Genomic DNA, 20,179 nt, shown 5'->3' on the forward strand with positions numbered 1-20,179 from the left:
GAGAGCCTACGATGATCACGATGCCGGCTCTACGACGCGTGACCGTGCCCCGCGCCGACGTGACCCTGTCCGCCCTCGCCGGCGGTGACGGTCCACCGGTGGTCCTGCTGCACGGCCTGGCCGGCAGCGCCGCCGAGCTGGAGCCGACCGCGCTCGGGCTCCTCGACTCGTACACGGTGATCGTCCCGGACCAGCGCGGCCACGGACACGCGACCCGCCACCCCGCCGACGTGTCCCGCCGCGCCTACGTCGACGACGTCCTCGCGGTCCTCGACGCCTTCGCTCAGGGCCCGGCCGTGCTGGTCGGCCAGTCGATGGGCGCGCACACCGCGATGCTCGTCGCGGCGTGGCACCCCGACCGGGTCCGTGGCCTGCTGATGCTGGAGGGCGGCGTCGGCGGCGACGACGGCGACTACCCGAGCCGCCTGGAGGCGTGGTTCGCGTCGTGGCCGGTGCCGTTCCCGACCAGGCAGGCCGCGGTCGAGTTCCTCGGCGGCCGTTCCCTCGCCGCGGCCTGGGCCGCCGACCTCGAAGAACGCGACGGCGCCTTCTGGCCCCGCTTCGACGGCGCGGTGATGACTTCCGCGATCAGGGGCGTCGCCGGCGAGGCCCGCTGGGACGACTGGGCCGCCGTCACCGCCCCGACCCTGCTGGTCCGCGGCGCGGCCGGCACCGGTCCCGAGGGCGAGGTGGAGCGGATGCTGGCCCTGCGCCCCGGCGTCGAGCACGTCGTCGTCCCGGACGCCGGCCACGACGTCCACCTCGACCAGCCCGACGCCTGGCTCACCGTGCTGCGCTCGTTTCTGCGGCGGCTCGCGTAGCCTCGCGCCGGCGGACCAGCTCCTCGACGGCGGACGGCAGGGTGGTTTCGAAGTCGATGAGCTTCGCCCAGGTCGGGGTGACGACGATGCGGACCATGCCGTCGTAGAGGGAGCGGACCTCGGCCTCCCACTCGACGCGCTGCTCGGGCGTCATCGCGTAGCTGCCGTTCATCTGCAGGTACTCGTCCGGGATGCCGTCGACGACGTCCAGCTCGGCCCGCCCGCGCACGAGCAGGATCTTCGGCGGGTGGACCTCGGTGTCGACGGTCAGGGCGACCATCGGGTTGGCGCGCAGCGCGTGGAGCTTCGGGGCGTTCGTCGAGGTGCACATGACGATCTCCGAGCCGTTCCAGGTGAACGCGATCGGGATGCTGCGCGGCGTGCCGTCCTTGGCGACGTAGGCGAGGCGGCACAGGTCGCGGGCCAGCAGCTCCTGGCTGATCGGCCGGTTCAGGATCTCGGTGATCTCGGCGGGGTGCATGGTGGTGGCTCCTTCGTCGGTGTCGTGCGTCCCCCTGGGACGGAGCCGGTCCGGCCGTTTCGACAAGTAGGGTGGCGCGGTGCGGCAGTGGCGGTACAGCAGCGTCGGGGACGTCGAGGTCGCGCGCACGATCGGGGCCGGGCCGCTGCTGATCGGGGCGCACTTCCACGACGCCGTGCAGGTCACGGTGGTCACGTCGGGGCGGCGGGCGTTCGGCGGTCCCGCCGGCCCCGTTGAGGCGGAGGCCGGGCACGCGATCGTCATCCCGGCGTACCTGGCGCACGCCGCCGCCCCGATGGCCGCGGGGGACGACAGCGTCAACGTGTACCTGCCGGCCGGCGTGTTCGAGGGCGCCGCGCCGGTGGTCGTGCCGGTGCCGCCCGGCGTCGAGCGGCTGCCGCCACCGGGGATGGCGGCGGCGCTGCGCGCGGTGCTGGCAGCGGTGCCGGCAGTGGTGTCGGCACTGGCGCCGGTCCCGAGCCGCAGAGCCCGGCCGACCGCGCTCGCGGCGGCCGTCATGGGCACGGACGCCGACCTGCGGACGCTCGCCGCGCGGTTCACGCTGTCCCGGGAGGCCGTGATCCGCCGGTTCGCCCGCGAGACCGGGATGACGCCGCACGCGTTCCGCGTGGTAGCCCGGCTGAACGTCGCGCGGCGGCTGCTCCGGGCGGGGATGGCGCCGGCCGAGGCGGCGGCCCGGTCCGGGTTCGCCGACCAGAGCCACCTGGGCCGGCAGTTCCGCGCCGTGTTCGGCACGACGCCGGGGCGCTACCGCACTTTCGTTCCAGACAGCCGGTGACGAAGCGGCCAGGATCGGCGGCGTGGAGCTGATCGTGCTGCTGGGGGCGGGACTGCTGGGTGGCGTCGTCAACGCGCTGGCCGGCGGGGCGACGCTGCTGACCTTCCCGGCGCTCATGGCGGTCGGCCTGCCGCCGGTCGTGGCGAACGCGTCCAACGCCGTGGCGCTCTCGCCCAGCCATCTCGCCGCCGCCGTCGCCGACCGGGACAGCCGCCCCGCCGCCGACCGCCGGCTCCGGGGTGAGGTCGCCGTCGCGGTCGCCGGTGGCGCGGCCGGGTCGCTGCTGCTGCTGGCGCTGCCCGCCCGGCAGTTCCAGGCGGCGGTGCCCGTCCTCGTCGCCGCCGGCACCGTCCTGTTCGCCGCCGCACCCCGCCTGCGGTTCCGCGGGGAGGCGGGCCGCCTGTCGTTGTGGGTCGCGTGCGTCTACGGCGGCTTCTTCGGCGCGGGCCTCGGTGTCATCCTCAGCGCGCTGCTCACGATGGGCGCCGGCACCGACGCCGACGCGCGGCGGGTCAACGCCCGCAAGAACGTCCTCGCCTCGGCGGCCGGCCTCACGGCGGTGGTGGTCTTCGCCGGTACGGGCATCGTCGCGTGGCCGGAGACCGCGGCGATGCTGGCCGGCGCGCTGGCGGGCGGATGGCTCGGCGGGCGCGCCGCCGGAGTCATGCGGGCCGGCGCGGTGCGGGCGGCCGTGATCGCCTGCGGGTCCGTGCTGACGGTCGTCTACGCGCTGCGGTACTGGTGAACGAACCTCAGCCGATGCGGATGACCATGACCTCGTCGTCGGCGACGTCCGCGACGCAGTCGTGGAGCAGGATGATGACGTCGCGCCCGGCGGCGCCCGCGTCGGCGGGGTCGATGTCGATGCGGTCCTCGGCGAACCGGTCGCGGAACTCCGCGTCGCCGAAGGCGTCGGGGTCGAGGCGCGGCAGGAAGGTGCGGTGCCCGGGGGTCAGCAGGACGGTGAACTTGTCGTCGTCCTCGGGCACGTCGTGGAGCAGCTGCTCGTGCTCGGACGTGTGCAGGGTGATGCCGCGGTCGCCGAGCAGCTCCAGCACCGGCAGGATCACGTAGGCCGACCAGTCGAAGGACACGCGCAGCGGCGTGCCGAGCTTCTCCAGCACGGCCGCGGGATCGCGGGTGAACTCAGGGACCGAAGCTGCCTTGAGGGAGTTGAAGGTGGCCACTGCCGACATGGCGCTGACCGTACCGCAGGCGCGGATCGACCCACTGCGGGGGCGTCGCGGAAGCCAGGATCCGGCGGTGCAGCAGGACCGCGCCGACCAGTACAGCGGGCGCCGTGACCAGGTACAGCACGGCGCCGGGCGCGGCGAAGATCTCGGGGATCGGCACGATCACGAGGAACCGCAGCGACAGCACGGGCAGGATCAGCGCGATCACGCTCATCATGCCGAAGCCGGTGACGTACGAACGGTGCCGCCACGCGAACCGCAGGTGCTGCTTCGCGCCGTGGACGCCGTGGTGGTGCAGCGACACGGCGAGCACCAGGACCCCGACGAGGAAGCCGTTGAAGAACAGCCCGACCCCGAACGCGACGGCGATGTTGAAGCCGGGCAGCAGCAGCAGCGGCAGGAAGACCAGCCAGCCGACGTGCAGGACCACCGTCACGACGGCGGTCTGGCGCAGGCACACCAGCGACGCCCGCCACCAGGACGGCGGGGTGACGCCGCCGCCGGTCAGAGCGACCACGCTGCGGGTCATGAACGGCAGGAAGAACGCGCCGAAGAACATCGTCACCGGCACCGTCAGCGCCGTGATGAGCAGGTGGAACGCGGTCTCGGCCACCCACCGCATGACCCAGCCGAGGGCCCAGCGCAGCGCCGACGGCCAGCTCGCGACGAACCCGAGCAGCCAGTCGACGGCGGCGTTGATCACCATCGAGACGCCCTTCTCGACGCCGAGGAGGCAGACCGCGGTCAACGCGACCGGCAGCAGCGCCCACAGCCACAGCCGGGGGCTGCGGACGAAGAGCGCGAGCCCGCGCCAGAAGAAGCCGATGCCGATGAAGAACCGGCCGACGCTGCTCGCGGCCCGCTTGGCGCCGGCGACGGTGTGCCGGGTCGCGGTCCCGGCGGCGCCGGCGACCCGGACGGCGGCCGCCTGCGCCGCGGCCTGCGCGACCTGCGCCGCCTGGGCGGCGACCTGAGCGGCCTGCCCGGCCTGCGCCGCGGCCTGGGCGAGCCGGTCCCCCCGGACCCCGCTGGGCGATTCCAGGTCCGACGAGGCGCCCGACGGCGAGCCCGACGAAGGGCTGGGCACGAAGGGCGCCGCGTACGGCGCGGCCGGCGGGCGCAGCTGTTCGTCCAAGACGTGCCTCCTCGCTGTCGGCGGGGGAGCGACAAGACGCAGAGCGTAGCGGCTCGCCGGGCGAGCCCGCAGGTACCTCGTTCGTGTGTACCGCTGAACAGCCATGACTTCGTAAGGTCATCGGGTGGTGACGGACGGCGCGGCAGGGCTCGGCATCGACTTCGGCACCTCCACCACCGTCGCCATGCTCGCCGGCGCCGACGGGGTCGCCCGGCCGCTGCTGTTCGACGCGAGCCCGCTGCTGTCCTCGGCCGTGTTCGCCGCACCCGGCGGCGACCTGCTGACCGGCGCGGACGCGGAGCGGGCGGCGGTCGCGTTCCCCGCCGCGTACGAGCCCAACCCGAAGCGCCGCGTCGACGAGCGGACCGTGCTGCTCGGCGAGCGGGAGGTGACCGTCGTCGACCTCGTCGCCGCGGTCCTGCGGCGGGTCGCGGTGGAGGCCGAACGGTCCACCGGCGTGCCGCCGCCGACCGTGGTGCTGACCCATCCGGCGACCTGGGGAGCGACCCGCCTCTCGGTCCTCGCCGAGAGCGCGGAGCGGGCCGGGCTCGGCGCCGTCCGGTTCGTGCCGGAGCCGGTGGCGGCCGCCGCGTACCTCACCGGGACCCTGCGGCAGGAGCTCCCGCCCGGACGCTGCCTGGTCGTCTACGACCTGGGCGCAGGCACGTTCGACGTCAGCGCGGTCCGGGCGACCGGCGGCGGCTTCGAGGTCGTCACGTCGGCCGGGATCGCGGACGTCGGCGGGCTTGACCTCGACGCGGCCGTCGTCGGCCTGGCCCGGGAGACCGCGGGGCCCGCGGTGTGGCAGCGGCTGGACCGGCCGCGGACCCAGCCGGACCAGGAGGCCCGCCACCAGCTGTGGCACGGCGCGCGGGCGGTCAAGGAGCAGCTGTCCCGGCACGCGACCGGCGACCTGCGGATCCCGGTCGCGGCCGCGACGATCCACGTGACCAGGGAGGAGTTCGAGGCGCTCGCGCTGCCGTACCTGCGGCGGACCGTCGAGGTGACGCTGCGGACCCTCGGCGCCGCCGGCATCGACACCGGCGAGGTCGCCGGGCTGTTCCTCGTCGGCGGCGGCTCGCGGGTGCCGCTCGCGGCGACGCTGCTGCACCGGGCGACCCGCATCGCGCCGAGCATCCTGGACCATCCGGAGCTCGTGGTCGCCGCCGGCAGCCTGCACGCGCCATCTCCCGAGGACCCGCACACGGACCAGCCTCTGGACCCGCACATTCCCGGCCAGCGGCAGCCGAGCGTGCCGTTCGACGTGCTCTTTGACGTGCCGCCGACGGCGCCGTTCGACGCGCTGCCGCCGGGGCTCGTGCTGCCGGAGCCCGCGACCGCCGTGCTGCCGGAGCCGCGCCTGCCGATCGACGGGGTGGTGTTCGAGCCGCTGCCGCTGGCGGAGCCAGCCTGGGAGAGCGAACCGGTGATCGACCCCGTCGCCCCGGCTGCTCTGCCCGCGCGCACGGTCGCGGACTGGGTGCGCCGCGGCGGCGTGTGGGCGGCCCTCGCCGCCCTCGCCGCGGGGGTCGCCGCGGTCGCCGCGTGGTGGCCCGGCCCGGACCGGCCACGGCCGGAGCCGCAGCACGCCGGTCCCGCCCCCGCGGTAGGGCTCGGCGCCGCCACCGAGCTGCCCGGCCACGGCGGCGCGATCCTCGCCCTCGCGTTCGCGCCCGACAGCGCCACGCTGCTGTCCGGCGGCGGCGACTCGGCCGTCCGGCTCTGGGACGTCGCCGGGCACGCCGAGCGGGGCGGCCCGCTCACCGGCCACACCAACCCGGTCCGCGCGGTCCGGTTCGGCCCCGACGGGACCACGTTCGCGACCGGCGGCTACGAGTGCGGCCGCAGGTGGCGTACCGACGCGGCAACCGCGACCGGAGCGACGACGACGGTCCCGGCGACCACCGGTGCCGCGCGCCCGACCGCGGGGATCGCCGACATCGCCTACCAGCGCGGCGGCACCCCGGTCGCGGTCGGCTTCGCCGGCGGGAGCTACCGCCTGTGGGACCTCGCCGCCGGCACCGAGCTCGGCCCGCTCGACCAGCAGCCGGACCCCGCCGCCGGCACGACCGCCGACGCCGTGCTCGACCCCGGTGGCCGGTGGGCCGCGTTCGCCCACGACCGCACCGTCGAGGTCCACGCCGTCGACGGCCGCCACCGCCTGGCGGCGCTGACCACCAGCCCCGCGACCCGCCTCGCGTTCAGCCCCGACGGCCAGACCCTGGCGGTCGCCGCGTTCACCGGGGGCGCGGCCGTCGTCGAGCTGTGGGACCCGGCCGCCGGCACGCTCACCGCCACCGCCGGCGACCTCGGCCACACCGCGCGCATCACGTCGCTCCTGTACGACCAGCGCGCCGCACTCATCGCTTCCGGCGACGCAAACGGCCGGGTCGTCCTCCTCGACGCCCGCACCCGCCGGCGGATCGCCACCACCGGCCCGACCGGCGCCCCGATCCAGGCCCTCGCCTTCAGCCCCGACGGCGGCTGGCTCGCCACCGGCGACAGCCGGGGCATGATCCGCCTGCACCCGATCCGCCGCTGAGCGGCAGGTCCTCCGGGTCGAGCTCGAGGATGTCGGCGAGCTGCCGCCGGGCGTGCGCCTCGGCCTCGGCCTCGGTCGAGCCGATCGCCGCGCGGCTACGCTGTCCAGGTGCTGCCGGTGCTGTTCCTCGACGTCGACGGTCCGCTGATCCCGTTCGGCGCGGTCGGCGCGCGCTCCGCCCCGGCGACCGGCGGCGGCAACCCGCTGCTGTCCCGCCTCGACCCCGCCCACGGCACCTGGCTCGCGGCGCTGCCGTGCGAGCTGGTCTGGGCGACCACCTGGATGGACGACGCCAACGAGGTCGTCGCGCTGCGGCTCGGCCTGCCCCGGCTGCCGGTCGTGGACTTCCCCGACGAGGACCCGCCGGGCCGGGTGCACTGGAAGACGCCCGGGCTCGTGGCCTTCGCGGCCGGCCGGCCGTTCGCCTGGCTCGACGACGAGATCGGCGCCGCCGACCGGGACTGGGTCGCCGCCCACCACCCCGCCCCGGCCCTGCTGCACGCCGTCGACGCCCGGCACGGCCTCACCCGCGCCGACGTCGATGCCGTGGCGGCGTGGCTCGGGAGCCTCAGCCCGTGAACCGCTCCACGTCGCCCTCCGCCACGGCGTCGTCGGAGGCCTTGGCGTCGACCGACCGCCCCCGGTCGGTCGCCATTCCCGCACGCTACCGGGTTTTCTGTCGTACCCGGGCGGCATGATGGGGGTATGACCGAGTCGGTGTGGGACTATCCACGGCCTCCCCGGGTCGAGCGGACGGCGCGGCACATCGTCGTCCGGCATGCGGGGCAGATCGTCGCGGACACGCGTGCGGCGCTGAGGGTGCTCGAGACGTCGCATCCGCCGGTGTACTACGTGCCGCCCGCCGACGTGGCGGTGCCCCTCCAGCCGACGCCGCACCAGACGTTCTGCGAGTTCAAGGGCGTCGCCACCTACTGGGACGTCGCGGGGGTGGCCGGCGGCGCGTGGTCGTATGAGGAGCCGGCGAGCGGATACGAGGGACTGCGGGGCATGCTCGCGTTCTACCCGTCCAGGTTCGACGAGTGCACGGTCGACGGCGAGCGGGTCACACCCCAGCCGGGTGACTTCTACGGCGGCTGGCTCACCAGCGACATCACCGGCCCGATCAAGGGAGGCCCCGGCACGCTCGGCTGGTAGGAGTGCGGTCGAGGGCGGCCCCTGGACGTGACCTCGGGTGATCCGGTGAGGGCGGTTCTCGCGGTGTCCCTTGGGACAGTGCCGCGGCGTCCGGTGGGGGCAGTTTCCGCGGTGTCCCGTGGAGGGCAGTTTTTCGTGGTGCGCCGTGGGGCGGTCCCGCGGTGTCGGGTGGGGGCACTTTTTTGGGGCAGTTTTTCGCGGTGTTCCGTGGGGCGGTTCCGCGGTGTCCGGTGGGGCAGCTTTCGCCATGTCCCGCGGGGTGGTTCGCGGTGTCCGGTGGGGGACTGTCCCGCTGCGTCAGGTGGAGGACAGTCCGGCGACCGGCGGGTGGTGGGACCGGTTAGGCTCGCCGACCGTGACAGGTTTCCGGCTCGGGGTCGACTTCGGCACGTCCACGACGATCGCGATGCTGCGGCGGCCCGACGGGCGGGTGCAGCCGTTGCTGTTCGACGGGTCGCCGTTGCTGTCGTCAGCGGTGCTGCTCGGGCCGGACGGGAGGCTGCACACGGGCCGGGACGCCGCGCACCTGGCGCGCAGCGCGCCGGAGCGGCTGGAGCCCAACCCGAAGCGGCGCGTCGACGACACCAGCGTGCTGCTCGGCGACGCGGAGGTCGGGGTCCGGGAGCTCGTGGCGGCGGTGCTGCAGCGGGTCGCGACGGAGGCCGCCAGGGTCGCCGGGCCGGTCACGGCCGTCACGCTGACGCACCCCGCCAACTGGGGCGCCGGCCGGCGCGCGGTGCTGGTCGACGCGGCGCGGCAGGTGGGGTTCGCCGACGTGGACCTCGTGGGCGAGCCGGTCGCGGCGGCGACCTACCTGGCCGCCACCCGCGGCGGTGAGCTTCCCGTCGGGGCCTGCGTCGTCGTGTACGACCTGGGCGCCGGCACCTGCGACGTCACCGTCCTGCGGCGGTCGCCGCACGGCTTCGAACCGGTCGCGTCCGACGGGCTCAACGACGTCGGCGGGCTCGACGTGGACGCCACGGTCGTCGCGTTCCTGGAGGCCACGTACGGCACGCTGTGGTCCGACGCGGCCGGCCGCCGGCAGCTGTGGGACGACGTGCGCTCGGCGAAGGAGATGCTGTCGCGGGCCAGCGGCACCGTCGTCATGGTGCCCGCGCTCGGCAAGGAGGTGCCGCTGGGGCGCGAGCAGCTGGAGGGGCTCGCCCGGCCGGTGCTGCGCCAGACGGTCTCGATGACCAGGTCGCTGCTGACCGAGGCGGCCGTGCCGGCGTCGGCGATCGCGGGGCTGTTCCTCGTCGGCGGGTCGAGCCGGATCCCGCTCGTGGCGACCATGCTGCACGAGTCGATCGGGATCGCGCCGATCGTCGCCGAGCAGCCGGAGCTCGTCGTCGCCGAAGGCGCCCTGCACGCGACGGGCAGCCCGGCCGGCGCGGTCCCGGGCTCCCCGGTGTCCGGCCTGCCCGCGACGCCGAACCGGCCAGGCCCGGGCCAGCAGCCGTTCCAGCCGGCGGGGACGCAGCCTACGGGCTCCCCGGCGCACGGTTTCCCGGGAGCGGCGTCGGCCTCGCCCGCACCGGTCGCGTTCCAGCCCGGCCATCAGACCACCGGCGTCCCCGTCTCCGGCACCCCGTTCTCAGCGGCGCCGTTCCCGGCAGGCCCGGCGGCGGGTCCGCCCGCGACAGCCCCGTTCCCAGGACGCCCGACGTCGGGTCCGCCGACGACGGCGCCGTTCCCGGGAGGGCCGACGTCGGGTCCGCCCGCGACGGGGGCGTTCCCGGGGCGCCCGACCTCGGCGCCGCCGACGACGGGGATCTACGACACCGGCGCGTACACGGGCGGGATGCCCGCCGCCGCGTTCCCCGACTCCACCGTCGCCGGCGGCATGCGACCGGCGCCGATGCCGGTGTCCGCCAGCCCGTACGCGCCCACGTCCGCGACGCCCGGCGGGCCGCCGTCGGCGACGCCCACCCCGCTGCCACCGGCGGCGCCCGGGTGGCAGCCGCCGGGTCAGCGGCCGGCCAGCAGCGGCAGCCGGGCCGGCGGGATCGCGGTGGGCCTCGGGCTCATCCTCGTCGTCGTGCTGCTCCTCGGCGGCGGCGTGGTCGCGTACGTGCTGCTCAAGAGCGGCGACAAGAGCGGCGGCGGGCCGGGCGGCACCTCGACGACGGGCGGGCAGGCGAGCGGGCCCGGCAAGTTCCAGATGACGAAGCTGCCCCAGAACATCTGCCCCACCGTCGACCTGGGGCCGATCACCAGCCAGTACGAGGAAGCCGTCGGCGACCCGACGCCGTCGCGCAACCTGAACACGTACGCCGGGACCGCCTCCTGCACGGTGAGCCGGATGCACAAGTCGGGCAACACGGTGACGACGGCGTCGGTGATGGCGATGCCGACCGTCTACAAGGACGTCGCCTCCGGCTCCGGCGCCGCCAAGCAGCTGCGGGACTCCGCCGCGCTCAACGGCACCGTCACCGACGTCCCGGGCGTGGGGGAGCAGGCGTTCACCTACGCCGACCTGCAGCAGCCGGCCGCGCCGACATTCACGCTCGTCGGCGTCGACTCGAACCTGGTCTACACCATCACGCTGGTCGCCAGCACGGGCGGCAAGGCCCTCACCGACGCGCAGGTCCGCGACATGCAGAGCCGCCTGATCCAAGTGGGGAAGGGCACGTTCCCGAAGCTGGTGGCGGCGATCTCCTAAGCCCGGTCCTGGATGAGCGTCACCAGATTGCCGGACGGGTCGGTGACCTGCGCCTTGACGACCCAGCCGTTGTCGGTCGGCGGCATCGTCACGGCGCCGCCGAGCGCGACGGCCCGCGCGACCGCCGCGTCGAGGTCGGCCACGGCCACGCCCACGGTGACCGAGGGCGTCTCGGCGTCGACGAGCGCGCCGCGAAGACCGCCCTCGCCGGTGCTGACCTGCGCGTACCCGGGCCCGCGCGGGCTGACCTGCCAGCCGAAGAGGCCGGCGTAGAAGCGGTGCTGCGCGCTCTCAGGCGCGGCGCCGTGGATGTCGAAGTGGACGATCGGACTGGTCATGGCTGCTCCATAAGCGCGGCGTTGGGAAAGTCACGCAGCCAGGCGGCGAGGTCGGCCACACGGGCGCGGTCGGTGCTGTACCACCGGAACGTGCCCTCTTTGTGCAGCGTCACCAGCCCGCACTTGCGCAGCACCTTGAGATGCTCCGACACGCTGGCCGCGGCGAGTCCCGACGCGGCCGTGAGCGCCCCCGCCGACTGCCGCTCGTGCCAGCAGTGCCGCAGAATCTCCCGCCGCGCCGGATGGGAGAACGCCCGCAACATCTCATCAGCGTCGTCCTCCGTCACGCCCCGACTATTTCGTGTCAACCCGAAATAGTCAAGCACCCTGCTCCCGCCAGTGTCCTGCCGTCAGCGGAGGAGCCGGGCCTCCGGAGCGACGCCGGGCATGCCGCCCCGAGCGACGACGGCGACCGGATTCCCCGAGTCGCCAAACAGCACGTGCCGGATGGGGCCCGGAGGCCGGTAGGGCCTCCGGGCCGTCTTCGTCAGGGATTCTTCGGGTCCTCTCCGTAGCCGTTGCACTGGCGCCCGCCGTTGATGCAGTAGGTCACCAGGTACGCCTGCCGTGCCGCGTCCCACCCGTTCATGAAGTCGTAGTGGAACGTGTAGCTGGCCCCCGACGAGTACGCCAGGTTCGACGTGTTACCGCCGGGCAGCTTGTACGGCAGCTTGATCTCCAGCATCGGCAGCGGCACCGGGTGCGTGGCCGGGCACACCCCGCTGACCGGCCACGCCATGTGTGACTTGTGGTCGGCGGTGTCGAGGTGCACGCCGTCCCAGCAGCTCGGCGCGGTCATGCGGACGACCAGCGACGAGCCCGACGGGCAGGACGCGGGGATCTCGTTGCCCTTGTACCCCGGGCACTGCCAGTTGCCGGTGAAGTGCGCCGCGTCCGGGGTGCGGGCGTCGCCGACGAGCAGCTTGAAGCCCGCCGGGAACGGTTTGACGGTGCGGTAGTCCTTGACGTCGGACTTGTAGTACACGGTCGGCTTGTCGGGCAGCACGGGGTTGCCGTTCTGCAGCAGGGTCGGGAACCAGTAGCCGGACGCGTCCTCCTGGTCCTCGCAGGAGGTGGCGCCGCCGACCAGCGACGCCGGGGTCGAGTTGGCGTTCGTGGCGGGGTTGCCGATGAACGAGTGGTTGTGGGAGGCGCCGGCGAGCCCCGGGAACACGATGGGGTCGTCGCCGAGCCGGTGGGTGACGGTGCAGTTGGCGTGCATCTCGTGGTACTGGGCGCGCGGCGGGTCGTCCGCCGCGGCTGCGGTGCCGAGCCCTCCGACGGTGGCGATGACCGTCGCCGCGAGGACGACGGTGAGGACGCGCCGCGCCGGACTTTGCAGGGCACGGGGCAGCATGGACCTGATGCTCATGGCAACTCCTTGGCGGTGGAATCGAGCATCTCCAATGGGGATGAAACCCGACGCTAGCAGCGCGTTCTTCACGCCGACAACCGTTTGCCACCGCTTGCCAGATGGATCATCAGTCCACTGTGGACAGCGCTGCGGCGAGGTCGGCGACGATGTCCTCGGGCTCCTCGAGGCCGACCGACAGCCGCAGCATCGTCGCGTCGACGCCCGACGCGGCGAGCTCCTCGGCGCTCTGGTGAGCGAACACGAGCGACGCCGGGTGCGTGATGAGGGTCTCGGGGCCGCCGAGGCTGACCGCGTTGCGGCAGAGCTTGGTCGCGCGCAGCACCCGTACCGCAGCATCGGCATCCGCCACGGTGAAGGCGAGCATGCCGCCGTGCCCGCGCATCTGCCGGACCGCGAGGTCGTGCTGCGGATGGCTGGGCAGCCCGGGGTGGTGCACGGCCCGCACCGCCGGATGCCCGGCCAGGAACCGCGCGACCGCGAGCCCGTTGGCGTTGTGCCGGGCCATCCGCAGCGGGAACGTCTTGAGCCCCCGGGCGAGCAGCCACGCCTCGAACGGATGGCAGACCGGGCCGAGGACCCGCGCGGTCTCCCACGCCTTCGCGATCAGGGCGGCCGACCCGGTGACGACGCCGGCGGTGACGTCGCTGTGCCCGTTGAGGTACTTCGTGGCCGACTGCACGACCAGATCGACCCCGAAGTCGAGGGGCCGGGTGTTGTACGGCGTGGCGAAGGTGTTGTCGGCGATGATGATCGCGTCGGGGGCGGCCGCCCGCACGGCGCGCAGATCGGTCAGGGTCATCGTCGGGTTGCTGGGCGTCTCGACGTAGACGACCCGGGTCTGCCTGCCAGCCGCGGCGGCGAGCTCCTCCTGCGGCACCAGCCGCACCTGCCTGCCGAACGCGGGCAGCATCTCCTGCAACAGCGTCAGCGTGCCGGTGTAGTGGCTCTTCTGGGCCAGGATCTCACCGGGGTCGGCGGCCACCGTGGACAGCAGGGCGGCGCTGACGGCCGCCATGCCGCTGCCGACCAGCAGGGCCGCCTCGGCACCGTCGAGGTCGGCCAGCATCGCCTCGGCCTCGCGGGCGTTGGGCGAGCCATACCGGGTGTAGTAGCCGGTCGGCGCCACCGCGGCCGCGATCCGCGCGGCCTCGTCGGTGCGGGGCAGCTCATAGGTGCTGGTCTGGTGGATCGGCGTGACCAGCGGCGCCCCGCCCGCCTGCGGTGCGACGTGCGGGTGCAGCAGCCTGGTCATGCTCGCGTGCTTTTCCATGCGTTCAGCCTGGCACGGGCGGGTCGGTCACGGCCTCGGGCCTTGGGCCCGCCGGCGTCTAGGTCTTTGGGCGTGGGTCTCGGGCCCCGGGCCGACACGGCCGGCAAACCCCCGACACGGCCGGCAAGCCCCGGCACCGGTGCTCAGCCGTGCACCCGCCACGGCTCGGCGCGCAGGCCACCCCGCTGGTTGATGCCGTCCTTGATGCGGTTGCCGAGGTCGCCGGAGATGCCGGGCGCGAGATAGGCCGGGATCTCCACGGCGTCGGCGGTGTACGCGTCGCCCTCGCCGTTGTACTCCACGCGCAGTGCGACCGGCCCGCGGTCGGTCTCCAGCACGACGAACACGGTGCCGTCGGGGTCGCCGCCCGGCGGGGTACGCCGGCCGAGCATCATGCAGGAGGCGACCACACCGTAAGGGGCGTTCGCGCCGGCGGTCAGCAGCCCGCACGTGCCGGGCTGGTGCGCCGCGAGCGCGTCGGACCGGGCCGGGAAGTCGGTCGCGAGCAGGTATCCGGTCACCAGGACGACCGCGCCGACGACCCCGCCGCACCACCACCAGAGACGATTCATGCCCACCTTGGTACCGGACGCCGTCCAGCGATGTAGTACCGGGGTGGTACTGCGATGCAGTCCCGCAGCGTGACGACGGTGCGGGTGCGCCGACCGTAGCGTCGCCGCATGGCTTTGCTCGCCCTTGCGCAGCGCTTGGAAGACAGGACCCCGCCGACCCGCGACCGTGCGGTCGACGGGCTGCGCGCCCTCGCGATCGGCGGGGTCGTGCTCGGCCACTGGATGGTGACGGCGCTGGTCACCGACGGTGGCGAGGTGCGCGGCGCCAGCCCGCTGCGGTTCATGCCCGACCTGGCACCCGTGTCCTGGCTGTTCCAGACGCTCGCCGTGTTCTTCCTCGTCGGCGGGTACACCGCCGGACGGCCGCGGACGCTGCCCTACCGCCGGTGGCTCGCGGCGCGGCTGACCCGCCTGCTGCGGCCGGTGCCACCGCTGCTCGGGGTGTGGGCGGTCGTCGTCGCGGCGATGCTGGCCGCCGGCGCCGCCGACCGGACCGTGCACACGCTGGTGAAGCTGGTCCTGTCGCCGCTGTGGTTCCTGCTGGTCTTCGCCGCGCTGACCGCCGTCGCGCCGCTGGTGTCGCGGCTGCACTGGCAGTGGCCGCTGAGCGTGGTGATCGCCGTGGACGTGCTGCGCTTCGGGCCGCTCGGCGCCGAGTGGCTCGGCTGGGTCAACCTGGCCGCGGGGTGGCTGGTGCCGTTCTGCCTCGGTGCGGCCTGGTCCCGCGGCGCGCTCGACGTACGGCGGACCGGCTGGACGCTGCTGGCCGGCGGGGCCGTGGCGACGGCGGTGCTGATCCGCTGGTTCGGCTATCCCGCGTCGATGGTCGGGGTGCCCGGCGAAGGCCTGTCGAACCTCAACCCGCCGACCCTCGCGGCGGTCACCTTCGGCCTCGCCCAGTGCGGGCTGGCGTTGCTGCTGCTCGAGCCGCTCCGGGCGCTGCTGCGCCGGCCGGTCGCGTGGGCATGCGTAGCGCTGCTGAACCTGTCGGCGATGACGGTGTTCCTGTGGCACCAGACGGCGATGATCGCGGTGTCGCTGCTGGTCGACGGTACCCGCCCCGGCCTGCACACGATCCCCGACACGCCCGGGTGGATGGCGGCGCGGATCCTGTGGCTGCCGGCGTTCGCGGTGGTGCTCGCGGTGTGCTGGGCGGCGTTCCACCGCTTCGAACGCGGCCGCCCGCCCGCTGATGCGAATATTCGGATATGAGGGACATTTCCGAGTATTGCTCGTTATGTTCCGTTGCATGGATGCACCCTGGCTCAAGGCATCAGCCGTGCTCACCGCGGCCGTAGCTGCCCTTGCCCCGGCGGCGATCGCGCACGCGGCGCCGGCTCCCGCTCAACCCGTCGTGCAGACGGTGGTCGTACAGGCGGGAGACACGCTATGGGGGCTGGCGCGGCGCAACGGGACCACGGTCGCCGACCTGCAGCGGCTCAACAACCTCGGCACCTCGACCCTGATCAGGATCGGTCAGACGCTGACGATCACCGGCTCCACCCGGGCCGCCCGCGCCGCCACCGCGATCGCCTACGCCAAGGCACAGGTCGGCAAGCCGTACAAGTTCGCGACCGCGGGACCTGAGACCTTCGACTGCTCCGGGCTGGTCATGCGAGCCTGGCAGGCCGCCGGTGTGCAGCTGCCGCGCATCACGTACGATCAGATCAAAGTCGGACAGCGGGTGACCAGGGAAGCCCTGGAACCGGGCGACCTCGTCTTCACCAACAACGGCGGCCACGTGATGCTGTACATCGGCGAGAACCAGGTCGTGAACGCCGGCCACACGGGCGTCTCCGTGCACCTGCAGGCGCTGCCGCGCACGGAGAACGTGGTGGCGTTCGTCCGCCTGCCGTAGCTCCGCGCTACCTGGCGGTCTTCTCGTCGAGGTACTGGAGGAGGTCGTGCGCGGCCAGCTCGACCTCCTTGTGGCGCCACTCCGACGCCCGGTACACGCAGGCGATCAGGCCGGTGCGGTGCAGCCGCCGCAGGTCCCCGTAGGCGAACGCGTAGCGCGCCTTCGTCTCCTCACCGGGGCCGACGGTCAGCCCGAGATGCCACCGCGCGTACTCGTCCCACGTGTGCTTCTCCAGGAACGCGTTGTCGTCGGCCGCCTTGGGCTGCGCCGCGCCCCAGTCGCTGTCCAGCACGTACTGCCGCGCGTCGATCAGCTTCCGCGCGTACGCCACCGCGTCCTCGTTGACCTCATACTGCGCCATGGGTCAGCGATACCCGCCGGCCGCGCCTCCTAAGCGTGGGCATGGCGAAGGCCGGTCACCGTGGTGGTGGCCGGCCTCACGCCAGGGGCTTCGCTTGCTGTTTACGCCGAGACGCCGCTGATCTGGGTCGACGAGGCGAACGCGCTGTCCAGGCGGGCCTGCAGGGCCTCGAGCTCGTGGAACTCGCTGGAGGACGCCGACTCGGAGCCCTCCGCGGCGAAGACGTGGTCGGTCTCGGCCGCGCTGTGGTCGTAGGAGGTGTAGTCCGACTCCTCGTACTGCACGCCGCTCGGGTCGGTGTAGGAGACGTGGTGGCCCTGGTCGAAGCTGGTGCTCTCGGCGGAGGCGTGGTCCTGCTCGTACACGCCGAACTGCGAGTCGTAGTTGTTCTCGCTGGCGTCGACCTGGTGCAGCTGGTCCAGCGCCTCGTGGTTCTCGCCGGTCTCGACGTGGCCGAAGTCGTAGTCGCTCATCGTGTGCTCCCTGGAAAGTCTGTGTGCTGTTGGAATTGAAGGTAGGCAACTCCGTACGCGGACAAATCCCGGAAACGTGCCAGTGCCTCGACCCTGCTCCGGCGTGCGCCCGCCGTACCATCGGGAGGTGGCGCGGGTCGAGGTCGAGATGATGACGGGTCAGCACAACTACGCGGTGTTACGACTGCCCGGCCGCCGCCACCCCGGCGTCCTGGTGCAGGGTGACTCGCTGTCCGTCCTCACCGGTGAGGTCCAGCGCGCCCTGGACCTGCTGCGCTCCGGCGACACCGCCGCCGCGGAGGAGGAGCTGTCCTACGCCGCGAACCACCTCGCGGCCATCGTCGACGGGTACGTCCGCGTCCTCGACGCCGCCGGCATGCCGCTGCCCTTCGAACGCCCCGCCTGACTCAGACCCGGCGGATCGTCTCGGCGTCGGGGGCGCCGTCGAAGAAGCGGTCGACGACCCGGGCGAAGACGTTGTCCTCCGGCGCGGCGAGCTGGAACAGGGTCATCGACGAGCGCAGCTTCATCGCGTCGATGTCACCGAGGACCTGCCGCGCGGTCGCCTCCGTGTTACCGAGCATCGCCTCGGCGCACTCGTGCAGGCGCGGACCGAGGACCGGATGCTGCAGGTACGCGCGCGCCTCGTCCAGCGACGAGATCGCGAAGCGCTGCGCCATGTGGCTCGACCCGAGCCCCGCCACCTGCGGGAACACGAACCACATCCAGTGGCTGCGCTTGCGCCCCCGGCGCAGCTCGTCGAGCGCTTCGTCGTAGGTGTCCTCCTGCGCGACCACGAACCTGGCCAGGTCGTACGGATCATCCATCCCAGAATTGTCGTACCCCGGGGGCATGATGCGTGTGACGGGGAGGGGTGTTTCCATGGCGGTGCATGTGGCGAGCAGGCGGCGGGGTGCGGCCTCGCTGGCGGCGGCGTTCCCGGGAGCGACGGTGCTGGACGTGACGTCGCGGGGGCCGCAGCCGTGGGTGCGGCTCAGCCCGTTCTATCCGCACGGCAGCATTCCGGTGCCGTTCAGCCCGGGGACGGACGGGGCGTCGGTCGAGGGCATCTGGCAGGCGCTGAAGGTGTTCGACACCGCCGACGTCGACCCGGCGAAGCTCACGGCGACGGGCATGACCGGGCTGAAGCGGACGGTCCGCCGGTTCGGCCAGGTCCACGGGCACCGGCGCGGGCTGACGGGTGACACGCTGCTGGACTACGAGACGGCCCGCCGCCAGATCTACTTACCGGTGTATCGCTGGGTGCTGGAGCACCGGGCGGCCGAGCAGGTCGAGGAGCTGCGGCGGCTCACGGAGGACGGCGAGGTGGTCCTGCTCGACTACACGACCAACGGAGACGTGACGGACCTGTCGACGCCGCTGTCCCACGCGGCCCTCATCCGCCGCTACGTCCTCGACGACTGGCCCGCCTGACGACCGGCGGCCCGTGCCCGCGCGCGGGGCGAAGCGGGGCCGGCTGGCGGGGCAATCCCTGCACCGGGTCACCCGGCGCTTCACCAGGGAGGATGACGGAAGGGGCGGCTCTGGGAGATTGGCCCTTGGCATCCCGCGCCGCGCCGGCACCCGCGCAGCGCGTCGCTAGTTCATGATCCCGAGTCGTTCTGGCGGCTCTGGCTGCCGGAATCGCACGGGATCATGGGGTGCTGGTTTGGGCTGATGGTGTTGGGGGTGGTGGTTAGGCTCGCGGGATGACGGTGGTTGCGGTGCGTGGTGAAGCGGTGCGTGAGGTCGACCCGGAGTTGGCCGAGTTCACGGTGACGGTGGTCGCGCGGGACAAGGATCGGGAGGCGACGCTGACGCGGCTGCGGGAGCGGGTCGAGGCGTTGCGGGGGCTGTTCGACCGGTATGGCGACGGGATCGAGCGGCGGGAGACCAGCGGGCTGCACGTGCACCCGGAGATGGCCAAGAAGGGTGAGCGGGTCACCGCGTACTCCGGCAGCGTGTCGACCACGGTGGTGGTGAGGGACTTCGCGGCGCTGGGGGAGATGCTGCTGACCGTCGCGAACCAGGACCAGACGCACGTGCACGGGCCGGTGTGGTCGCTGCGGCCCGACAGTCCGGTGTTCAAGGAGGTGCGGCGGGACGCGGTCGCCGATGCGATCGTCCGGGGCAAGGAGTACGCCGACGCGCTCGGGGCGCAGGTCGTCGACCTCCTCGAGCTGTCCGACCCGGGGCTGAGCCGCGGCTCGGAGTCGTTCGCGCAGTTCCAGGCGTACGACGCCGGGGCGATGAAGCGGGCGTCGTATGGCGGACCGGCGCCGCTGGAGCTGGATCCGCAGCGGCAGCGGGTGCGGGCGGAGGTCGAGGCGCGGTTCACGATCACGGCACCGACGGTGCTGTGAGACTTGATATGCAAGTAACTGCTTGCCTATCATGAGTGGGTCATGAGCGAGATGAGTGGCGACGTCTTCAAGGCGCTCGCCGATCCGACCCGCCGCGCGATCGTCGACGAGCTGACCGACCGCGACGGGCAGACACTGTTCGAACTCTGCGGCCGCCTCACCATGAAGCACCACATCAGCTCGTCGCGCCAGGCGATCTCCCAGCATCTGGAGCTCCTGGAGGCGGCCGGGCTGGTCGTGGCGCGCCGGGAGGGGCGGTACAAGTACCACCACCTCGACACGCGCCCGCTGCGGGAGATCGTCGAGCGGTGGCTGATCCCGAGAGAGCCGGAGCAAACATGATCATCAACCTGGCGAGCGTGTTCGTCGACGACCAGGCCAAGGCGCTGAAGTTCTACACCGAGGTGCTCGGCTTCGTGAAGAAGCACGACGTGCCGATGGGGGAGTTCAGCTGGCTGACCGTGGTGTCGCCGGAGCGCCCCGACGGCACCGAGCTGCTCCTCGAGCCGGCGAACCACCCGGCCGTCGCCCCGTTCCGGGCGGCGCTCAACGAGGACGGCATCCCGTTCACGTCGTTCGCCGTCGAGGACGTGCACAAGGAGTACGAGCGGATGCGCGCACTCGGCGTCGTCTTCACCCAGGAGCCGACGGAGATGGGCCCGGTCACCGTCGCCACGTTCGACGACACGTGCGGCAACCTGATCCAGATCGCGGCCCAGCAGGCCCAGCAGGCCCAGCAGGCCCAGCAGGCCCAGCAGGCCCAGTAAGGAACGTACAAGAC

The 20,179-nt window shown here is 73.3% G+C and carries 25 protein-coding genes; 14 read left to right on the forward strand and 11 right to left on the reverse strand.

Going from position 1 to position 20,179, the window contains the following annotated elements; translation table 11 throughout:
* Positions 1 to 20: 20 nt before the first annotated feature.
* Positions 21 to 821 (forward strand): alpha/beta fold hydrolase, encoded by an 801-nt coding sequence (locus ABD332_RS03940; RefSeq protein WP_344499566.1) that lies wholly within the window; start codon positions 21 to 23, stop codon positions 819 to 821.
* Here the strand turns inward: ABD332_RS03940 and ABD332_RS03945 are convergent.
* Positions 784 to 1,302, reverse strand: coding sequence for a pyridoxamine 5'-phosphate oxidase family protein (locus ABD332_RS03945; protein WP_344499568.1), 519 nt, complete (start codon positions 1,300 to 1,302; stop codon positions 784 to 786). The two genes, ABD332_RS03940 and ABD332_RS03945, sit on opposite strands and share 38 nt — an antisense overlap.
* A gap of 79 nt (positions 1,303 to 1,381) precedes the next feature.
* On the opposite strand from ABD332_RS03945, the gene ABD332_RS03950 reads away from it, so the two are divergent.
* Both ABD332_RS03950 and ABD332_RS03955 read left to right on the forward strand, forming a co-directional pair.
* Positions 1,382 to 2,101: an AraC family transcriptional regulator gene (locus ABD332_RS03950; protein WP_344499570.1), complete on the forward strand. Its 720-nt coding sequence runs from the start codon at positions 1,382 to 1,384 to the stop codon at positions 2,099 to 2,101.
* A gap of 22 nt (positions 2,102 to 2,123) precedes the next feature.
* A complete protein-coding gene (locus tag ABD332_RS03955) occupies positions 2,124 to 2,846 on the forward strand; it encodes a TSUP family transporter (RefSeq protein WP_344499572.1) in 723 nt (240 codons plus the stop codon).
* 7 nt (positions 2,847 to 2,853) lie between these two features.
* On the opposite strand, the gene ABD332_RS03960 is transcribed toward ABD332_RS03955, so the two are convergent.
* Positions 2,854 to 3,297 (reverse strand): hypothetical protein, encoded by a 444-nt coding sequence (locus ABD332_RS03960; RefSeq protein ID WP_344499574.1) that lies wholly within the window; start codon positions 3,295 to 3,297, stop codon positions 2,854 to 2,856.
* Entirely contained in the window at positions 3,248 to 4,429 is a 1,182-nt protein-coding gene (locus ABD332_RS03965) for an EI24 domain-containing protein (RefSeq protein ID WP_344499576.1), read from the reverse strand. The genes ABD332_RS03960 and ABD332_RS03965 overlap by 50 nt, the downstream gene beginning before the upstream one ends.
* A gap of 124 nt (positions 4,430 to 4,553) precedes the next feature.
* Between ABD332_RS03965 and ABD332_RS03970 the strand changes: the two genes are divergently transcribed.
* The 4 genes from ABD332_RS03970 to ABD332_RS03985 all read left to right on the forward strand — a co-directional run bounded on the left by ABD332_RS03970 (position 4,554) and on the right by ABD332_RS03985 (position 10,788).
* On the forward strand, positions 4,554 to 6,971 hold the full coding sequence (locus ABD332_RS03970) for an Hsp70 family protein (protein WP_344499578.1): 2,418 nt from the start codon (positions 4,554 to 4,556) through the stop codon (positions 6,969 to 6,971).
* A 117-nt stretch (positions 6,972 to 7,088) separates the two neighbouring features.
* Positions 7,089 to 7,550 carry an HAD domain-containing protein gene (locus tag ABD332_RS03975; protein ID WP_344500712.1) on the forward strand — a complete coding sequence of 154 codons (462 nt, stop codon included), beginning with the start codon at positions 7,089 to 7,091 and terminating at the stop codon, positions 7,548 to 7,550.
* A 126-nt stretch (positions 7,551 to 7,676) separates the two neighbouring features.
* Positions 7,677 to 8,126, forward strand: a complete 450-nt coding sequence (locus tag ABD332_RS03980; protein ID WP_344499580.1) for a DUF427 domain-containing protein — start codon at positions 7,677 to 7,679, stop codon at positions 8,124 to 8,126.
* 355 nt (positions 8,127 to 8,481) lie between these two features.
* On the forward strand, positions 8,482 to 10,788 hold the full coding sequence (locus tag ABD332_RS03985; RefSeq protein ID WP_344499582.1) for an Hsp70 family protein: 2,307 nt from the start codon (positions 8,482 to 8,484) through the stop codon (positions 10,786 to 10,788).
* Here the strand turns inward: ABD332_RS03985 and ABD332_RS03990 are convergent.
* The 5 genes from ABD332_RS03990 to ABD332_RS04010 form a co-directional block, all read right to left on the reverse strand.
* Positions 10,785 to 11,126, reverse strand: coding sequence for a VOC family protein (locus ABD332_RS03990; RefSeq protein ID WP_344499584.1), 342 nt, complete (start codon positions 11,124 to 11,126; stop codon positions 10,785 to 10,787). The two genes, ABD332_RS03985 and ABD332_RS03990, sit on opposite strands and share 4 nt — an antisense overlap.
* A complete protein-coding gene (locus tag ABD332_RS03995; RefSeq protein ID WP_344499586.1) occupies positions 11,123 to 11,413 on the reverse strand; it encodes an ArsR/SmtB family transcription factor in 291 nt (96 codons plus the stop codon). Before ABD332_RS03995 ends, ABD332_RS03990 begins: the two co-directional genes overlap by 4 nt.
* Positions 11,414 to 11,613: 200 nt before the next feature.
* Positions 11,614 to 12,498, reverse strand: coding sequence for a DUF1996 domain-containing protein (locus tag ABD332_RS04000; RefSeq protein WP_344499588.1), 885 nt, complete (start codon positions 12,496 to 12,498; stop codon positions 11,614 to 11,616).
* A gap of 109 nt (positions 12,499 to 12,607) precedes the next feature.
* The gene (locus ABD332_RS04005; RefSeq protein WP_344499590.1) at positions 12,608 to 13,771 is read right to left on the reverse strand and encodes a trans-sulfuration enzyme family protein; all 1,164 of its coding nucleotides are present in this window, start codon (positions 13,769 to 13,771) and stop codon (positions 12,608 to 12,610) included.
* Between the two features lie 143 nt (positions 13,772 to 13,914).
* Positions 13,915 to 14,343, reverse strand: coding sequence for a hypothetical protein (locus ABD332_RS04010; RefSeq protein ID WP_344499592.1), 429 nt, complete (start codon positions 14,341 to 14,343; stop codon positions 13,915 to 13,917).
* A gap of 108 nt (positions 14,344 to 14,451) precedes the next feature.
* On the opposite strand from ABD332_RS04010, the gene ABD332_RS04015 reads away from it, so the two are divergent.
* Together ABD332_RS04015 and ABD332_RS04020 are read left to right on the forward strand one after the other, a co-directional pair.
* Positions 14,452 to 15,555: an acyltransferase family protein gene (locus tag ABD332_RS04015; protein WP_344499594.1), complete on the forward strand. Its 1,104-nt coding sequence runs from the start codon at positions 14,452 to 14,454 to the stop codon at positions 15,553 to 15,555.
* A gap of 37 nt (positions 15,556 to 15,592) precedes the next feature.
* Positions 15,593 to 16,201 (forward strand): C40 family peptidase, encoded by a 609-nt coding sequence (locus ABD332_RS04020; protein WP_344499596.1) that lies wholly within the window; start codon positions 15,593 to 15,595, stop codon positions 16,199 to 16,201.
* Between the two features lie 7 nt (positions 16,202 to 16,208).
* Here the strand turns inward: ABD332_RS04020 and ABD332_RS04025 are convergent, their stop codons facing one another.
* Both ABD332_RS04025 and ABD332_RS04030 read right to left on the reverse strand, forming a co-directional pair.
* Positions 16,209 to 16,562, reverse strand: a complete 354-nt coding sequence (locus ABD332_RS04025) for a hypothetical protein (RefSeq protein ID WP_344499598.1) — start codon at positions 16,560 to 16,562, stop codon at positions 16,209 to 16,211.
* 101 nt (positions 16,563 to 16,663) lie between these two features.
* On the reverse strand, positions 16,664 to 17,035 hold the full coding sequence (locus ABD332_RS04030) for a hypothetical protein (protein ID WP_344499600.1): 372 nt from the start codon (positions 17,033 to 17,035) through the stop codon (positions 16,664 to 16,666).
* 127 nt (positions 17,036 to 17,162) lie between these two features.
* On the opposite strand from ABD332_RS04030, the gene ABD332_RS04035 reads away from it, so the two are divergent.
* Positions 17,163 to 17,441: a DUF6959 family protein gene (locus tag ABD332_RS04035; RefSeq protein WP_344499602.1), complete on the forward strand. Its 279-nt coding sequence runs from the start codon at positions 17,163 to 17,165 to the stop codon at positions 17,439 to 17,441.
* A gap of 1 nt (position 17,442) precedes the next feature.
* Here ABD332_RS04035 and ABD332_RS04040 read toward each other — a convergent pair whose 3' ends face one another.
* The gene (locus tag ABD332_RS04040; RefSeq protein ID WP_344499604.1) at positions 17,443 to 17,862 is read right to left on the reverse strand and encodes a DUF1810 domain-containing protein; all 420 of its coding nucleotides are present in this window, start codon (positions 17,860 to 17,862) and stop codon (positions 17,443 to 17,445) included.
* Positions 17,863 to 17,917: 55 nt separating this feature from the next.
* Here ABD332_RS04040 and ABD332_RS04045 point away from each other — a divergent pair, with 55 nt between their 5' ends.
* From ABD332_RS04045 to ABD332_RS04060, 4 genes are all read left to right on the forward strand, one after another.
* Positions 17,918 to 18,469: a DUF6939 family protein gene (locus ABD332_RS04045; RefSeq protein WP_344499606.1), complete on the forward strand. Its 552-nt coding sequence runs from the start codon at positions 17,918 to 17,920 to the stop codon at positions 18,467 to 18,469.
* Between the two features lie 275 nt (positions 18,470 to 18,744).
* Positions 18,745 to 19,398 carry an SIMPL domain-containing protein gene (locus tag ABD332_RS04050; RefSeq protein ID WP_344499608.1) on the forward strand — a complete coding sequence of 218 codons (654 nt, stop codon included), beginning with the start codon at positions 18,745 to 18,747 and terminating at the stop codon, positions 19,396 to 19,398.
* 42 nt (positions 19,399 to 19,440) lie between these two features.
* Complete coding sequence (locus ABD332_RS04055; RefSeq protein ID WP_344499610.1) at positions 19,441 to 19,740, forward strand: ArsR/SmtB family transcription factor; 300 nt, start codon at positions 19,441 to 19,443, stop codon at positions 19,738 to 19,740.
* Complete coding sequence (locus tag ABD332_RS04060; protein WP_344499612.1) at positions 19,737 to 20,165, forward strand: VOC family protein; 429 nt, start codon at positions 19,737 to 19,739, stop codon at positions 20,163 to 20,165. The genes ABD332_RS04055 and ABD332_RS04060 overlap by 4 nt, the downstream gene beginning before the upstream one ends.
* Positions 20,166 to 20,179 lie beyond the last annotated feature (14 nt).

The sequence above is a fragment of the Dactylosporangium maewongense genome (assembly GCF_039531485.1).
In the GTDB taxonomy this organism is placed as follows: Bacteria; Actinomycetota; Actinomycetes; order Mycobacteriales; family Micromonosporaceae; genus Dactylosporangium; species Dactylosporangium maewongense.

Excerpts from the sequence above, each read along its gene's own strand:
- ABD332_RS04030 (WP_344499600.1), bottom strand. The coding sequence starts at position 17,035 with ATGAGCGACTACGACTTCGGCCACGTCGAGACCGGCGAGAACCACGAG.
- ABD332_RS03980 (WP_344499580.1), top strand. The coding sequence starts at position 7,677 with ATGACCGAGTCGGTGTGGGACTATCCACGGCCTCCCCGGGTCGAGCGG.
- ABD332_RS03960 (WP_344499574.1), bottom strand. The coding sequence starts at position 3,297 with ATGTCGGCAGTGGCCACCTTCAACTCCCTCAAGGCAGCTTCGGTCCCT.
- ABD332_RS04020 (WP_344499596.1), top strand. The coding sequence starts at position 15,593 with ATGGATGCACCCTGGCTCAAGGCATCAGCCGTGCTCACCGCGGCCGTA.
- ABD332_RS04040 (WP_344499604.1), bottom strand. The coding sequence starts at position 17,862 with ATGGATGATCCGTACGACCTGGCCAGGTTCGTGGTCGCGCAGGAGGAC.
- ABD332_RS04050 (WP_344499608.1), top strand. The coding sequence starts at position 18,745 with ATGACGGTGGTTGCGGTGCGTGGTGAAGCGGTGCGTGAGGTCGACCCG.
- ABD332_RS03990 (WP_344499584.1), bottom strand. The coding sequence starts at position 11,126 with ATGACCAGTCCGATCGTCCACTTCGACATCCACGGCGCCGCGCCTGAG.
- ABD332_RS03945 (WP_344499568.1), bottom strand. The coding sequence starts at position 1,302 with ATGCACCCCGCCGAGATCACCGAGATCCTGAACCGGCCGATCAGCCAG.
- ABD332_RS04060 (WP_344499612.1), top strand. The coding sequence starts at position 19,737 with ATGATCATCAACCTGGCGAGCGTGTTCGTCGACGACCAGGCCAAGGCG.
- ABD332_RS04015 (WP_344499594.1), top strand. The coding sequence starts at position 14,452 with ATGGCTTTGCTCGCCCTTGCGCAGCGCTTGGAAGACAGGACCCCGCCG.
- ABD332_RS04025 (WP_344499598.1), bottom strand. The coding sequence starts at position 16,562 with ATGGCGCAGTATGAGGTCAACGAGGACGCGGTGGCGTACGCGCGGAAG.
- ABD332_RS03940 (WP_344499566.1), top strand. The coding sequence starts at position 21 with ATGCCGGCTCTACGACGCGTGACCGTGCCCCGCGCCGACGTGACCCTG.
- ABD332_RS04005 (WP_344499590.1), bottom strand. The coding sequence starts at position 13,771 with ATGGAAAAGCACGCGAGCATGACCAGGCTGCTGCACCCGCACGTCGCA.
- ABD332_RS04010 (WP_344499592.1), bottom strand. The coding sequence starts at position 14,343 with ATGAATCGTCTCTGGTGGTGGTGCGGCGGGGTCGTCGGCGCGGTCGTC.
- ABD332_RS04000 (WP_344499588.1), bottom strand. The coding sequence starts at position 12,498 with ATGAGCATCAGGTCCATGCTGCCCCGTGCCCTGCAAAGTCCGGCGCGG.
- ABD332_RS04055 (WP_344499610.1), top strand. The coding sequence starts at position 19,441 with ATGAGCGAGATGAGTGGCGACGTCTTCAAGGCGCTCGCCGATCCGACC.
- ABD332_RS04045 (WP_344499606.1), top strand. The coding sequence starts at position 17,918 with ATGGCGGTGCATGTGGCGAGCAGGCGGCGGGGTGCGGCCTCGCTGGCG.